Source organism: Nesterenkonia sp. AY15 (assembly GCF_022565855.1).
Taxonomy (GTDB): Bacteria; Actinomycetota; Actinomycetes; order Actinomycetales; family Micrococcaceae; genus Nesterenkonia.
In genome coordinates this window covers 88,878-103,403 of sequence record NZ_JAJOYV010000001.1, presented here as the reverse complement: position 1 = coordinate 103,403, position 14,526 = coordinate 88,878, and the positions used below count along the sequence as shown (strand labels likewise).

Annotated in this window: 13 protein-coding genes and 1 riboswitch; of the genes, 3 read left to right on the top strand and 10 right to left on the bottom strand. The window is 67.0% G+C overall.

Annotated elements, in window-relative coordinates:
• Nucleotides 1-318 precede the first annotated feature (318 nt).
• Genes LSI54_RS00460 through LSI54_RS00450 form a run of 3 tightly spaced genes read right to left on the bottom strand, consistent with a single transcriptional unit; the run spans nucleotide 319 to nucleotide 2,394 of the window.
• Entirely contained in the window at nucleotides 319-1,095 is a 777-nt protein-coding gene (locus LSI54_RS00460; protein ID WP_241470281.1) for a hypothetical protein, read from the bottom strand.
• Nucleotides 1,092-2,009, bottom strand: coding sequence for an ATP-binding cassette domain-containing protein (locus LSI54_RS00455; RefSeq protein WP_241470282.1), 918 nt, complete (start codon nucleotides 2,007-2,009; stop codon nucleotides 1,092-1,094). The genes LSI54_RS00460 and LSI54_RS00455 overlap by 4 nt, the downstream gene beginning before the upstream one ends.
• Before the next feature lie 34 nt (nucleotides 2,010-2,043).
• Nucleotides 2,044-2,394: a GntR family transcriptional regulator gene (locus LSI54_RS00450; protein WP_241463651.1), complete on the bottom strand. Its 351-nt coding sequence runs from the start codon at nucleotides 2,392-2,394 to the stop codon at nucleotides 2,044-2,046.
• A 182-nt stretch (nucleotides 2,395-2,576) separates the two neighbouring features.
• Between LSI54_RS00450 and LSI54_RS00445 the strand changes: the two genes are divergently transcribed.
• Nucleotides 2,577-3,392: an HAD-IIA family hydrolase gene (locus LSI54_RS00445; RefSeq protein WP_241463650.1), complete on the top strand. Its 816-nt coding sequence runs from the start codon at nucleotides 2,577-2,579 to the stop codon at nucleotides 3,390-3,392.
• Between the two features lie 66 nt (nucleotides 3,393-3,458).
• On the opposite strand, the gene LSI54_RS00440 is transcribed toward LSI54_RS00445, so the two are convergent.
• Complete coding sequence (locus LSI54_RS00440) at nucleotides 3,459-6,146, bottom strand: MMPL family transporter (RefSeq protein ID WP_241477507.1); 2,688 nt, start codon at nucleotides 6,144-6,146, stop codon at nucleotides 3,459-3,461.
• 72 nt (nucleotides 6,147-6,218) lie between these two features.
• Nucleotides 6,219-6,863, bottom strand: a complete 645-nt coding sequence (locus tag LSI54_RS00435) for a TetR/AcrR family transcriptional regulator (protein ID WP_241463648.1) — start codon at nucleotides 6,861-6,863, stop codon at nucleotides 6,219-6,221.
• 88 nt (nucleotides 6,864-6,951) lie between these two features.
• Here LSI54_RS00435 and LSI54_RS00430 point away from each other — a divergent pair, with 88 nt between their 5' ends.
• The gene (locus LSI54_RS00430; RefSeq protein WP_241477506.1) at nucleotides 6,952-8,559 is read left to right on the top strand and encodes an anthranilate synthase component I family protein; all 1,608 of its coding nucleotides are present in this window, start codon (nucleotides 6,952-6,954) and stop codon (nucleotides 8,557-8,559) included.
• 399 nt (nucleotides 8,560-8,958) lie between these two features.
• Here the strand turns inward: LSI54_RS00430 and LSI54_RS00425 are convergent, their stop codons facing one another.
• The 3 genes from LSI54_RS00425 to cls all read right to left on the bottom strand — a co-directional run bounded on the left by LSI54_RS00425 (nucleotide 8,959) and on the right by cls (nucleotide 12,074).
• Nucleotides 8,959-9,348 (bottom strand): hypothetical protein, encoded by a 390-nt coding sequence (locus LSI54_RS00425; protein ID WP_241470285.1) that lies wholly within the window; start codon nucleotides 9,346-9,348, stop codon nucleotides 8,959-8,961.
• Between the two features lie 280 nt (nucleotides 9,349-9,628).
• The gene (locus LSI54_RS00420; protein ID WP_241470286.1) at nucleotides 9,629-10,333 is read right to left on the bottom strand and encodes a hypothetical protein; all 705 of its coding nucleotides are present in this window, start codon (nucleotides 10,331-10,333) and stop codon (nucleotides 9,629-9,631) included.
• A gap of 250 nt (nucleotides 10,334-10,583) precedes the next feature.
• Nucleotides 10,584-12,074, bottom strand: coding sequence for a cardiolipin synthase (gene cls, locus LSI54_RS00415; protein ID WP_241463644.1), 1,491 nt, complete (start codon nucleotides 12,072-12,074; stop codon nucleotides 10,584-10,586).
• A gap of 89 nt (nucleotides 12,075-12,163) precedes the next feature.
• On the opposite strand from cls, the gene LSI54_RS00410 reads away from it, so the two are divergent.
• Complete coding sequence (locus tag LSI54_RS00410) at nucleotides 12,164-13,120, top strand: aminodeoxychorismate lyase (RefSeq protein ID WP_241475795.1); 957 nt, start codon at nucleotides 12,164-12,166, stop codon at nucleotides 13,118-13,120.
• A 45-nt stretch (nucleotides 13,121-13,165) separates the two neighbouring features.
• Here the strand turns inward: LSI54_RS00410 and LSI54_RS00405 are convergent, their stop codons facing one another.
• Nucleotides 13,166-13,996 (bottom strand): carbon-nitrogen hydrolase family protein, encoded by an 831-nt coding sequence (locus tag LSI54_RS00405; RefSeq protein WP_241477505.1) that lies wholly within the window; start codon nucleotides 13,994-13,996, stop codon nucleotides 13,166-13,168.
• A 3-nt stretch (nucleotides 13,997-13,999) separates the two neighbouring features.
• Nucleotides 14,000-14,269: a DUF4235 domain-containing protein gene (locus LSI54_RS00400; protein WP_241463641.1), complete on the bottom strand. Its 270-nt coding sequence runs from the start codon at nucleotides 14,267-14,269 to the stop codon at nucleotides 14,000-14,002.
• A 57-nt stretch (nucleotides 14,270-14,326) separates the two neighbouring features.
• Nucleotides 14,327-14,473: riboswitch (TPP riboswitch) on the top strand.
• The last annotated feature ends 53 nt before the right edge of the window (nucleotides 14,474-14,526 follow it).

The window sequence follows — 14,526 nt, the reverse complement described above, 5'->3', positions numbered from 1 at the left end:
GCACGGGGAAACGCCAAGAATGTCGCCTAGAGTAGTTATTACCTCATCAAGGTGCGAGTGATTCAGAGCCCCGAGTCAGCCATTTAAAGCGTCCCCTCACGCTGGCCGACTCGGGGCTCTTCTCATGGCCAAGACTGGGGCCACGATTTCCAGTGACTTACCAGCAAACCGCAAGTGCCCGCCCAAGGAGACGTCCTAAGGTAGGACTACCTCATCAAGGTGCGAGTGATTCGGGAGCCCCGGATCGGCCGATACAGCGTCCCCCTCACGCTGGCCGATCTGGGGCTCCCTTCTTTCTGCCTTGGAGAGGTCCGCCGCTCATGCAGTGGGTACGGCCCGGCGGATCACCAGATAGTTCACCGCAGTCAGGACCAGCGTGAGCAGCAGCACCCATCCGGCGAAGGAGTACGAGCTCTGCACGGCCAGCCAGTCCCCGACATGGGGCCACCACTGGTTCTGCGCGACGACCATGATGGTGACGGCCAGCAGGGCCACGAGACCCAGCGCGATGATCCAGAGCATCGCCAGGCTGACCCGGCGGTAGAGGATCGACCAGAAGAACCCGAACATCATCGCCCACAGGCACACCGCTCCCGCCAGGATCCCGGCCCCCAGGACCCCTGCGTTCTGCGTGACCGCTGGGATGTCGAAGGTGTAGCTCTCGGCCCAGAATCCACCGGTGGCCCGCTCGAGCAGGATGGCGATCGAGAAGAGTGCACCGAAGCCGGCCGAGACTGTCGCGAAGGCCAAGAAGGCCCCCAGCACGAAGACCCGCCTGCTGTAGCTCAGCGCCATGGAGAAGGGGAACGTGTGAGATGCCGAATAGGCCGCGATGAACGCCAGGCACCAGATGGTGGCCTGCGAGGCGCCGGTGTTGATCGTCGGCCCATCGCCGGAGACATGACGCAGCCAGAGACCGATGCCGATCGCCACGGCCCATGACAGCAGGAACACGCTCAGCGGCACCCAGATCATCTGCGATGGCACGGTGAACTGCAGCTTGAAGGCGGACGGGACGCGGGCGAAGCTCGAACGTGGGGCTTCCTGTTCCCGTGCCGCCGGAGCCGCCATTGAATGAACTGCGACGTTGCTCATCGGGCCACCTCCTGGGATGGATCCATCGTGGTCTGTTTCAACGTGTCTTCGCGTGCGGTGAGCCGCACGATGAGCTGCTGGAGCGAGACTGGGACGACCTCCACGTCGCGCTCCTGAAGCGCCCTGCGTTCAGCCTCATCGAGCGCCCCGAGCACCGTGGTCCGCACGATCCGGCCCATGGCCTCGTGCTGCAGGACCTCGCGGGTGCCGGCGATCTCGGCCACGGCATCTGCACGTCCCACCAGGGTGACGGCACGATCACACAGCTGTTCCACCGGCTCCTGCAGCAGGATGCTTCCCTGGTCGATGACCACCACATTCTCGATCAGGTGTGCGATCTCATCGATCAGGTGCGAAGAGATCACGATGGTTCGCGGGTGCGCAGCGTAGTCCTCGAGCAGCCGGTCGTAGAACAGCTGCCGGGCCACCGCGTCGAGTCCCATGTACGGCTCGTCGAAGAAGGTCACCTCGGCGCGCGAGGCGATCCCGATGATCACGCCCACGGCGGAGCGCTGGCCGCGGGACATCTTCTTGATCCGGGTCTTCTCCGGGACGCGGAACTCGCGGGCAAGCTGGGCCGCCAGTTCCTCGTCCCAGCGAGGGAACGCCTGGGCCGCGGCGTTGAAGGCGTGCTTGGCGAGCGCGTCGTCGACGTAGCGCTGCTCTTCACGGACGAAGCAGATCTTCGGGAGCACCTGCTCGTTCTCATGGGGGCGCATGCCTAGGATCTTCACCTCGCCCGCGGTGGGCCAGTCCTGGGCTGTCGCGATGGACATCAGCGTGGTCTTGCCGGCACCGTTGCGGCCCAGAAGCCCGTGGATGGCGTCCTTTTCAAGTCTCAGCGAAATGTCCTGCAGCGCCGTGGCGCTGCGGTATCGACGCGAGACCCGGATCAGTTCTATGGCGGCGTCCATGACCGCCTCCTTCCTTCAGCGCCCGGGGCGCTGTTCACGCTCTGGAGCGGAGCATCTCGATGATGGTGTCCACCGAGAGCCCGACGGTACGGGCCTCGGTGATGATCGGATCGAGGTAGTGGGTCGCGAACTGCTGCCGGCGCTGCGCGATGAGGATCTCCCGGGCGCCCGGGGCCACGAACATGCCGAGGCCGCGACGCTTGAGCAGGATCCCGCGATCCACCAGCAGGTTCAGACCCTTGGCTGCGGTGGCGGGATTGATCCGATGGAAGGACGCGAGCTCGTTGGTCGAGGGGGCGCGCTCACCTTCTGCCAGGGATCCGTCCAGGACGGAGGCCTCCAGCTGCTCAGCGATCTGCACGAACAGTGCGCGACCCTCTTCCACGGACCCATCCACCCTTCATCGAGGAACAGCTCCAGCATACCGAGTCCACTACCTCTATGGTTAATTACTCTACTAATTAACCATAGAGGTAGTGCTGGGTCAAGGTTCGACGCCTCACCGCGTGTGGGAGGCCCCAGGGTCACCTCTGGCAGGGCACCAGCTTCAGGACATAGGATCAGCACATGAACGGTGAGAACATCGAATGTTGGCTGACCGATATGGACGGGGTGCTCGTCCGCGAGCAGGAGGCGCTGCCCGGCGCCGCAGAGCTGCTGGAACAGTGGCGGCGCCAGGACCTCCCCTATCTTGTGCTGACGAACAACTCGATCTTCACCGCCCGCGATCTCAGCGCTCGGCTGCGCAACTCCGGACTGGTGGTGCCCGAGGAGCGGATCTGGACCTCCGCCCTGGCCACCGCGACCTTCCTGGCGAACCAGATCGACCCGGAGTCCAACGCGCAGGGCAGCTGCTACGTCATAGGCGAAGCCGGGCTCACCACCGCGATCCACGCCGCAGGGTTCATCATGACCGAGACCAATCCGGACTATGTGGTCGTCGGTGAGACGCGGAACTATAGCTTCGAGGCCATCACGAAGGCCCTCCGGCTGATCAACAACGGTGCCCGGTTCATCCTCACCAACCCCGACGCCACCGGCCCGAGCCCCGAGGGCGTGCTGCCCGCCACGGGCGCCATCGCCTCACTGATCACCAAGGCCACCGGTCGCAAGCCCTATGTGGTCGGCAAGCCGAATCCGATGATGTTCCGGTCGGCGCTGAACCACCTCGGGGCGCACTCCATGGAGACCGCCATGATCGGGGACCGGATGGACACCGACATCGTGGCCGGCATGGAGGCCGGAATGCACACGATCCTGGTGATGACCGGACTCTCCAGCCGCGCCAGCATCGCCGACTTCCCGTTCCGCCCGAATCGGATCATCGACGGCGTCTATGAGCTGCTCGACGATCCGGTAGATCGGGACGACGACACCCAGTAGGACCCAGACGCAGAGACGCCCGGCACCTTCGCAGAGGTGCCGGGCGTTCTTGCGTGTGCAGAGCGGTCAGCGCGGGTGCGCCGGCTCCTGCTCGCGAGCCAGCGGTTCGATCCCGTCCGAGGGGTCGGAAGCATCGGGCAGGACCTCGCGCTCCAGCTGAGCGCCCTCGACGTCGACGTCAGGGATGAGGCGATCCATCCACTTCGGCAGCCACCAGGCGGCGGGACCTGCCAGGTGCAGCAGGGCGGGCACCAGCAGCAGTCGCACCACGAAGGCGTCCAGCAGCACGCCCACGGAGAGCCCCAGGCCCATGGAGGCCACCATCGGATCGTCGGTGAAGATGAATCCGGCGAAGACCGAGGACATGATCAGCGCCGCGGCGGTGACCACGGAGCGCCCGGCATGCAGTCCCTGGCGCACGGCGAGCCGCGGCGCAGAGCCGTGGGCGTAGGCCTCGCGCATGCCCGAGGCGGTGAAGAGCTGATAGTCCATGGCCAGTCCGAAGAGGATGCCGACCATCAGCACCGGCAGGAAGGTCACGATCGGCCCGGGTTCGGTGACTCCGACGATGTCGGCGAACCAGCCCCACTGGAACACTGCCACGACGATGCCCACGGCGGCGGCGAAGGACCCGACGAACCCGAGGGTGGCGATCACCGGGAGCAGGATCGAGCGGAACACCATGATCATCAGCAGCAGCGAGAGCCCGATGACCAGCGCCAGGTAGAGCGGCAGCGCATCGGCGATCACATCTGACATGTCGATCTGGGCGGCCGTCATGCCCGCCACGGAGAGCTCGACATCGGCGGCGTCCGTGCCGGCCAGCGGAGCGCCGTCGCGGAACTCATGCACCAGAGCCTCGGTCGACTCGGCAGCCGGCCCCTCCTCGGGGATGATCTGGAAGACCCCGAGCGTGTTGTCCTCGCTGAGTGCGGCGGGGACCGCTGCCGCGATGTTCTCGTTCTCCAGCAGCGAGGTGCCGATCTCGATCTGGTAGTCCTGCGCCTGGGTGTCATCCAGCCCGGAGGGCAGGTCGGCGAGGACCAGGAGCGGCCCGTTGACACCCTGGCCGAAGGCCTCCTCGGTCGCGGAGTACGCCTGGTAGGAGGCCGAGTCCTCGGCATTGGAGCTGGCATCGGGAAGGCCGAGGCGCAGGTCGAAGGTCGGGATGGAGAGCACGCCGAGGCCGATCAGCGCAGCGGCGGCGATGCCGATCGCCTTGCCGTGGCCCATCTGGGTGGTGATCTCCTTGGTGCGCCGCTCGCCGATGTGGCGTCGTTCCCGGCGGGCAAGGATCCTGCGGTCCACCAGGGAGAGCATGGCCGGGGTCATGGTGACCGCCATGAGCACCGCGATGGCCACACAGGCGGCTGCGACGCTGCCCATCAGGGCCAGGAACGGCAGGCCGGTGACGTTGAGCGCCAGCAGCGCGATCACCACGGTGGCACCCGCGAAGACCACGGCGTTGCCAGCGGTCCCGGTGGCCAGGGCGATCGACTTATGGACGGCCATGCCGTCCTTCAGCTGCCGGCGGTGCCGGTGGATGATGAACAACGAGTAGTCGATGCCCACGGCCAGGCCCAGCATGAGTCCCAGGATCGGGGTCATCGACATCATCTCGACGACGCCGGAGAGCGCCATCGCGCCGGCGACGCCGACTCCGACGCCGATCAGGGCGTTGAGCAGCGGCAACCCTGCGCCGATGAGCGTGCCGAGCATGATCAGCAGCACGGCGGCGGCGATCATCAGGCCGATCAGCTCGGCAACCGAGAAGAGGTGGGGAAGCTCGAAGTCGAGGTCTCCGCCGGGCAGTGCTTCGACTCCGTCGATCTCCGCGTCGGTGATGGCCGCCGAGACGGTGGCCAGGTCTTCGGTGCCGATGCTCTCCATCGGCTCGGTGAAGTTGAGCATCAGCACGGCGACGTCGCCGTCGTCGGAGACGACCTGGGCGCCGGAGGAGAGCTCCAGAAGCGCCTCGCCGCGCTCCAGCTCGGCGGCCGCCTCGGTGAGCTCATCTTCGCCGGCGTTGAGCTCCTCCTCCCCGGCGTTGAGCTCCTCTTCCCCGGCGTTGAGCTCCTCTTCCCCGGCCTCGAGCTCCTGCTCTGCGGCTTCCAGCTCGGCCCGGTTGGCATCGATCTCGGCCTGCTGAGCCTCGAACTGAGGCCGCGCGGCCTCATAGATGCCCTGCTCCTGGGCGCCAGCGATGGCCTCGTCGAGCTGCTCCTGACCTTCGTCGAGCTGGGCGAATCCGGACTCGATCTCCCCACGGCCCGCTTCGATCTCCTCACGACCGGCTTCGATCTCCTCACGACCGGTCTCGATGTCTTCGCGATTCGTCTCGATCTCCTCGCGGCCGGACTCCAGCTCAGCTTCACCGGCGGAGATCTCGCTGCGCGCGTCGGCGATCTGATCCTCGGTGGCGAAGGGGTCGGTGACGCTGCTGACGATGTCGTCAGCCTCGAGCTCCTCGATGAACTCGGCGACCTGCTGCTCCTGCTCGCCGGTGAACGGCTCGCCGTCGTCGGTGCGGATGATCGCCGAGGCGTTGCCGCCGCCGGAGTCTGGCATCTCCTCGGCCAGGCGATCGGCGACCGCGGTGGTCTCCAGGTCAGGAAGGGTGATCTGATCCGTCAGCTGTCCGCCGAAGGCGAGGAAGGAGCTGACGGCGAGGGCGAGCACGGCGAACCAGGCTGCGACGACGGTCTTGGCTCGGCGCGCAGAGAGCAGGCCGAGGCGGTAAAGGAGCTTTGCCATGACACGATCATAAACGGAACGCCGCGTCTCGAAATTCACCGAGAGGATTGTGAAGGACGACTGTGGCGAAACTCACCGCGGCGGGTTGTGGGTCTGGTTCGTCTCGGGTCGCAGGAGCCCGGTCACCACGACGTCGACGAGGCTCTCCGCCCAGGTCAGGCTCGGTGCGGAGCCGATGAGCATTCGGAAGATCAGCGGGTCGCCGATCGCCGAGGCGGCCGCTGAGATGTCGACTCCGGCGCGAAGCTCGCCCGCCCGCTCGGCTTCACGCAGTCGTTCCGCCAGCTGTCCGTGATCCCACATGCTCGCCTGCTGGAGCAGCCGCTCGGTCCCGGGATCACACTGGAGTCCTGCCACCACGAGACTGCGCGCCATCCCGACGTGGGTGTCGCGGAAGGCCTCTACGATCATGCCGCGGATCCAGGTCAGGCAGTCCGCACGCAGATCACCGGTGGACGGCATGGGCACCAGCTCGATCTCGGCGTCTCCGGTGAGCATCACCTCCAGCACCACTGCAGCCTTGGACTTCCACCATCGATAGATGGTCTGCTTGCTCACCCCGGCCTCGGAGGCGATGGCCTCCACCGTCAGCTCCTCATAGGAGCTCACGCGGAGCAGCCGGATCGTGGCGTCGAGCACCGCCTGGTGGGAGGCTTCGCTGCGCGGACGTCCCCGTCGCGGTTCTGCGGTCTCGGCCCGCTGCGCCTCAGATGCCATGGGCGACATCGTAGCGCGCCGAGACGATTCCCGGCCTGTGCCATCCTTGACTCATGACCATTGCACCCGGGACTCCCCGAGGGCTGCGTTGACCAGCCGCCCCATGGACCTGCCGGGTCTCTCCGCGGGCCACCTGCCAGGTCTCGACGAGGTGGCGGGCGACGCGCTCGAGGACTTCGCACCGCAGCTGTTCGCCGCTCTGTGTGAGCAGCTGCCCGGGGTTCCCGCTGCGCTGCTGGACAGCAGCGATCACGCCAGGACCGATCAGCCCGCGCGCAGCGCCCACAGCATCCTGGCCTTCTCCTTCGGGGACCATGCGGCGCTGGTCAGCCACCATCAGGGCCAGACCAGCGTCACCACGCCCAAGGGGACCATCGAGCGCCGCCAGCCGTTCTTCAGCTGGTTGGCGGAGAACTGGACCGGGTCCGCAGAGCAGCCGGACGAGGGTCGCGAGCCTGCCGAGTCTGACCGACCTGGACAGCCTGACGGACCGGACGCGACCCGCCATGATCTCCCGCGGTTCGCGCTCGGCTGGGTGGGATGGCTGGGCTATGAGCTCAAGCGGGAGGTCGGCGCTGAAGACCCAGCGGAGAAGGCCCTGGAGCCGGCAGACCGTCCGGCCCAGGAGGCCAGCCTGTTCCGCGCCACCCATGCCGTGGTCATCCACCATGCCCAGGGGCAGCTGGAGCTTCAGTGCTGGGACGCAGCGGCGGAGTCTGCTTGGAAGGAGCAGGTGTTCGAGACGTTGCAGGGCCTGGCGCTGAGGGACGGCTCTGGCGAAGGAGGCTGCGACGAAGGAGGGTCCGACGCCGCCCTGCTCCGCGAGATCGCGGTCCGTGACTCTCGCCGGGACTATCTCGCCGCGATCGCGCGGGCGAAGCGGGAGATCACCGAGGGCAACAGCTATGAGATCTGCCTGACCACGGCGGTCACCGGGACGCTGGCACCGGGACGCGCACGCGGCATCGAGCTCTTCGCCGCCCTGCGCACCCGCAACCGAGCCCCCTTCACCCAGTTCCTGAGCATCGGTGAGACCGAGATCCTCTCCACCTCGCCCGAACGCTTTCTCAGCATCAGCGCGAGCGGCACGGCGCGCTCGGAGCCCATCAAGGGCACCAGACCCCGCGGGGTGACCGCCGCGCAGGACCGCGCCATGATCGAGGATCTGCGCACCCACCCCAAGGATCGGGCGGAGAACGTGATGATCGCGGACCTGGTCCGCAATGACCTCTCCATCCACGCGATCCCGGGAAGCCTGCGCACCGAGCGGCTCTGCGCGGTGGAGACCTATCCCAGCGTGCACCAGCTGGTCTCCACGATCAGCGCCCGCATCCCGGATGCGGTGCCGCGGGCCCGGGTCGTCGCTGACGCATTCCCCCCGGGGTCGATGACCGGGGCGCCGAAGATCTCCACCATGGAGATCCTGCAGCGGCTGGAGACGGGTCCGCGCGGGCCCTATTCCGGGGTGGCGGGGTATTTCAGCACGAACGGCGCTGCGGACCTGGCAGTGCTCATCCGCACCGCGGTGCTCAGCGGCGAGGGTGAGTCACGCCGCTTCCACCTGGGGCTGGGCGGAGCGATCACCGCTGATTCCGACCCTGCCGAGGAATGGGAGGAGATCCGCACCAAGTCGCGCGGGGTGCTGGAGGCCCTGGGCGCCCGGTTCCCGGAATCTGAGACCGCGACCTCGGACTAGACGATATGTAGCAGCTCCTAGGTCGGCGAGGGGTTGCGGGCCGGGCCCCCACTCACAGAGATTCGTGGGGCACCGGACGAAGTCCTCGACGCCGGAATCCGGTGCGAGCTTCCTGCCCCGGAGAAGCTCCAGCGACCAGCCGCAGACCGGGTCAAGACCGACGCCAAAGCCGCGGCGCACCTGCCCCGACTGCTCCCCGTCTCCGGCGGGATCTCGCTGCACCCGGCGGTCTCGAAGATGCCGCGCCCATGCTGCCCGCAGTGAGGCCCTCGTCCGGCACAGTGGCTGCACCAGCCGAAGAGTTCGCCTGCGACCGGGGAATCCTCGAAGTTCAGGGTGGTCAGTCCGCTCGGGGGCGGCGGGCATCCACGAAAGTGGATCGCGGGTGAGCGGTCCCTCCTACCGGCGTGTCACCAGGACGTCGAAGAAGACCGTCCCATCAGAGCCCTTCCTGAAGGACCCGGAGCAGGAGACCGGCTCGCCGTGACCGGTCCGCTTGCCGTAGGCCTTGTTGTACTCCCAGAGGAGCTGGCCAGCGTCGGAGAAGAGGGCGGCGTCGATCGAGCGAATGAACAGCTTCTCACCCGTGGCCACTCCCGCCTCGTCGAAGACGAAGGCGACAGCTCCGCGGGGCTTCACCTGTAGCATGTCGTAGCCGCCCTCGCCGTCGGGGCACCCGACGGTGATGAGGGGGAAGTCCGGTTTCACGGGCGCGGCCTGTGCGGCCGTGACGCTTCCTGCGAAGATCCCCGCTGCTAAGAATGTGGCTAGAACGCCTCGACGCACCATCGCCCATCACTCCTTCGTAAGCCACGGACGTGCCACCCGTGCGATGGGCAACGTCCTTTCATGACGCCGGATCCACCGGTGATAACGCTTCAATGCTGGCACCCCGGGGTGGCCACGTCTAGGGCGACCGTCCAGATCCGACCTCGGATCGAGCACAGATCAAAGTGCGGGTCGGGATCGCGCCAGCGGCGCGGGCAACGGCGCATCAGTTTGAACACTGGACCCGGGCCCTGCGCACGATGCGTGCCGTCTTGTGGCGGTCGGCCGCGGCTGAGTAGAACTAGTCGGTGCGCTGGTGGTCGAAGGTCGCGAGCTTCCCTGCCTGGCGCTCCACAATTGCGTCGAAGGTCTCGGCGTCCATGTTCGCGGCGCTGACCATCAGCAGGTGCCTGCCGTAGTCGACGCTTGCCGAGAAGCCGAGGACCTCCACCATGGATTCCCCGTCGTGGACCTTCATGTTCAGCTCCAGACCGCGGAAGTCGTGGGCCTCAAAGGCCTCGACGTCCACCGAATCGGTCTCACCGCGCAGCGGTTCGGCGGTGCAGGCTTCGATGACCCGGTCCCAGATGACAGCCGATTCCGGCGGGTCCTCGAGACCGAGCATCCAGACGTAGAGGCTCTCGGTGCGATCGGCGAGCTCATGCTTGTATTCCTGGACCACGCCGAGCTCCGGGCGCTCCCCGATGAGATCCGCATTGATCCGGTCCATCGCCGAGGCGCACTCGCCCTCGCCGAAGCTCTCGGTATAGACCTCTGCGGCCGCTCCGAGCTGGTCCTTGAAGAAGTTCAGTCCGGTCAGCGTGGAGTGGCTGTCTGGGGCGAAGGGCAGCTCGGACTCGGTGACCAGCACCTGGGAGATCTCTCGCTGGGTGAGCAGCTCGTCTGCGTCAGACGCAGCTGACTCTTCGGTCCCGGTCTCATCCTCAGCGGGATCCTCGTCGGCGCTGCCATCAGGCTCGCCAGCCTCCGATGGGAGGGAGCTCATGGATGCGACATCCTGCGCCGAGCTCGCATCCTCGGCGTCTGGGGAGCAGCCGGCGGCAGTCACGGCGAGCGCTCCAGCCGCAGACAGCGCAAGGAGACCCCTGGCCCGAGTCGCGCAGGGCACGGCTCGGTGAGCCGTCGAACGCAATCCGATCATGGTTCCTCAGGTCTCGTCGGCGCAGGGTGAGAGGGGCCGAATTGTGCGCTCCGGCGCCCTGGGCAGTGAGTATATCCGCTCATCGGAAAGGGCTCTACTGCAGAGCCGAGGTCAGTCGGAACGTGTTGTCCAGGTATCGGACGTGCCACGGCCGGCGGGCCCACTCCTGAAGATCGAGCTCGGTGGAGAGCAGCAGGTACCGGGTGAAGACCTCTTCGATCTCGGCCACCTTGCCCGCGTCGACGATCATCAGCGTGACCTCCAGGTTCAGCGAGAAGGAGCGCATGTCCATGTTCGAGGAGCCGAGCACCGCGACGTGGTCATCGATGATCATGAACTTGGCGTGCAGCACATCGGGGTCCGGGTAGCGGAAGATCCGCACCCCGGCCTCGAGCAGGATCTGATAGTAGGACTGCTGGGCATGCTGGATGGTGAACTGATCGGCCTTCTTGGAGACCAGGACAAGGACCTCGACATCGCGGTGCGCGGCATTGGTCAGCGCGTAGAGCAGCGAATCGTCGGGGACCAGATACGGCGTGGAGATGATGATCCGATGGGTGGCCTGGTAGATCAGGTCGTTGAAGAGTCGCAGGTTGTTCTCGTCCGGGAAGCCCGGGCCGGAGGGGACGACCTGGACCAGCGAACCGCCCGAGGCGGCCTCATCGGCCTCGAGGTCCACCAGCAGCTTCTCGCCGAGGTTCTCGTTGGTCTCGGCATACCAGTCCGAGGCGAAGACGATGTCGAGCCCGGTCACGGCCGGGCCGGTGAGCACGACGTTGAGCTCGACCCAGCGCCGACCCATCCGCACCGCCGCGGGGCGCTGGTAGTGCGGCTCGATCAGGTTCGTGGAGCCGGTCAGTGCGGTGATGCCGTCGATCACGACGATCTTGCGGTGGTTGCGCAGGTCGAAGCGGGAGAAGCGACGGCGCAGCGGGCGGATCGGCAGCACCCGGTACCATTCGATCTTCGAGCTGCGCAGCCTGCGCTTGAGCCGTCGGTAGCCGCTGACCCGGGCGGTGCCGAGGTGGTCGTAGAGGAAACGCACCTTGACCCCGCGCTCGGCCGCGCGCTCCATGGCGTCGAGGACCGGGCCGGTGTACTCGGGGTCATCGCCGACGATGTAGAAGAGCACGTGGACGTACTCCCGCGCCTCATCGATCTGATCGACCAGCCAGGTGAAGGACGCCTTATAGTCCGTGATCAGGGTGAGCTGGTTCCCCTCCTGGATGGGGAACGCGCCGAGGTTGCGGTTGAGCACCACGGTGGCGCTGAGCTGCTCGTGCTCGCGCAGCTGGTCGGAGAGCTGCATCTGGCTGGTGGCCTCCAGCAGCGCCGCGTTCATCCGCTGCTGACGCTCCTGCCGCCGAGCCGAGAGCTTGCTGCGCCCCAGGAGCAGGAAGAGCGGAAGCCCGATAGCGGGGATGAAGAAGATCGCGAGCAGCCAGGCCATCGCAGTGTTGGGACGGCGGTTCGACGGGATGATGCCGATCACAGCCACCCGGACGCCGATCTCGAACACGAGGATGCTCAGGAAGATCCCCTGCGGCAGGGAGTCCAGTCCCAGCCCGCTAAATGGCCACAGCAACGCATCCCTCCCAATCCTTCCAAGACAGCCTACTGGGTCCGCTCACGTCAATCGCCCCCGGCAGGTCGCGCAGGAGCTAGGCTGTAGCCATGGCTGAGCACTTTCGTGATGACTCTGTGGCCGCCGTCGCCGTACGCATCGACGCCGAACACCCCACCGGCGCGGTCTTTGACCCGCACCAGCCCCAGCTGCGAATCACCGATCTCGGTGCCATTCGCGGGGACGGGATATTCGAGACGATGCACGCCATCAACGGGACGCCGCGGAAGCTCGACGCGCACCTTGCCCGGCTGCGACGCTCCGCCGGCATCCTCGACATCGGCATCCCTCCGAGAGACTCCTGGGAGGCCGCCGTCGGGCTGGGCCTCGAGGAGTACCGCGCGCGGGGCGGAGTGCCTGAGGAGCTCGCGATCAAGCTCGTGGCCACCCGCGGGGTGGAGAACGAGCCCGCCTCCGAGGATCCGGCCTTCGCCGGCACCTACTGGCTCATGCTGACCCCGGTGGCGGAGAGCATGCGGATCAACCGCGGAAAGCCGCTCGGCGTGACGCTGCTCGACCGCGGCTATGACTCCACCGCCGCCGAGCGGGCGCCCTGGCTGCTGCTCGGGGCGAAGACGCTGAGCTACGCGGTGAACATGGCGGCGCTGCGCCACGCCGACGCCGGCGGCTTCGACGACGTCATCTTCATCACCTCCGACGGCCAGGTCCTCGAGGGGCCCACCTCCACGGTGCTGATCGCCGAGGCGGGCGCCGCAGGCGAGCCCCCGACGCTGATCACCCCGGTGCTGGAGACCGGCATCCTGCCCGGCACCACGCAGGGCGCGATCTTCACCGCTGCAGAGCGGGCGGGATGGAAGCTCGGCTATGGGCCGCTCACCCCGGAGGATCTCTACGCGGCAGACCACGTGTGGCTGCTGTCCTCGGTGCGGCTCGCCGCTCCGGTGAACCGGATCGATGAGCACGAGCTCGCCGTGGACCCCGAACTCACCGCGCAGCTGAACAGCTTCCTGGACCAGGACCTCCCGGTCAATCACCCGGTGGACTGAGCGCGTCCACAGCCCGCCGGCACAGCCGGTGCTGCAGAACGCCCGTCAGCTCTGCAGCTGGCGGGCGTTCTTCAGCACCGGGACCATCTTTCGGGTCTGGCTGACCACTTCCGGGTCCACCTCTGCGACCAGCAGCTCGGGTGCGCCGCCGGCCTCGCTGAGCGGGACGCCCAGCGGGGAGACGATCATCGAATGACCGATTCCGGTGGGCGCTCCCTGGACCGCGTCCACCCCCGCGGCGGCGGGGTCGGCCTGACCGCAGGCGAGGATGTACTGCGTGGAGTCCAGCGCCCTGGCCTGTGCGAGCAGCCGCCACTGCTCCAGCTTGCCCTCCCCTGCTCCCCATGAGGCCGGCACCAGGGTCACCTGCGCCCCGGAGCGGGCATGGTCGGTGAAGAGGTTCGGGAAGCGGATGTCATAACAGGTTGCCAGGCCGAAGGTGACCCCGTCGAGCACGAACTGCGCGGGGCTCCGGCCGGGCTGGACGCCGTCGGACTCCTTGAAGCCGAAGGCGTCATAGAGATGGATCTTGTCGTAGGCGACATCGACCTCTTCGCCGGAAACGGCCGGCCCCACGGCAATGAGCGTGTTGACCACCCGCGGTCGACCCTCGCCGCTGGGAACCCCGGGGGTGAACATCCCGGCGACGATCACGATCTGGAATTCGCGCGCCATGGCGCGGACCGCCTCGGCCCAGGGGCCGGTGACCGGTTCGGCCACGGGTGGCAGCGGGTGCCCGAAGGCTCGCTGGGTCGCCTCGGGGAACACGACGACGCGGGCGCCGGCCTGCGCGGCGCGTGCGGCATATTCGCGGATCAGTTCGAGGTTGGCTTCAGGATCCGGGCCGGTGGTGATCTGAGCGGCAGCGATGCGCATCGATCAGACCTCCGCGCGATCTCCGACCTTGCTGCGGAGCTTCTTCACCGTAGAGCTTGCGCCCCGCTGGGAGAGCACCTGCACGGTCGCAGAGACGGCCGCGGAACCGATGGAGAAGGCGAGGGCTCGCTTGAGCGTCATCTCGTCGTTGCCCACGCGCGGGGCGTCGTCGCCGGTGGCCTTCTTCCACACGAAGTCGAAGATTCGGGTTGCGACGAAGCCGCCTGCCAGTGAGATGCCAAGGGCCATGCCCTTGTCCAGAAGCTTGTCCACAATGTTCTCCTCAGGGGGTGGGTCGATGTCCTGGTGTTACTCTAGTGCACGTCATTTGAGACACGACAGGGGAGCGCCCCTCGACGGAAGAACGCGGCTGAGAAGCCATGATTCCGCCGGCAGGGCGCTGAGAGTGGGCTGAAGGCCCAGACCCTCGCACCTGATCAGGTTAGGACCTGCGAAGGAAGTCGAGAATCTTCACTCGGATGCTCGAGCTCCGGCTCGAGCTCTCCTCCTGCGTGCTTCTGGTCCGCCCT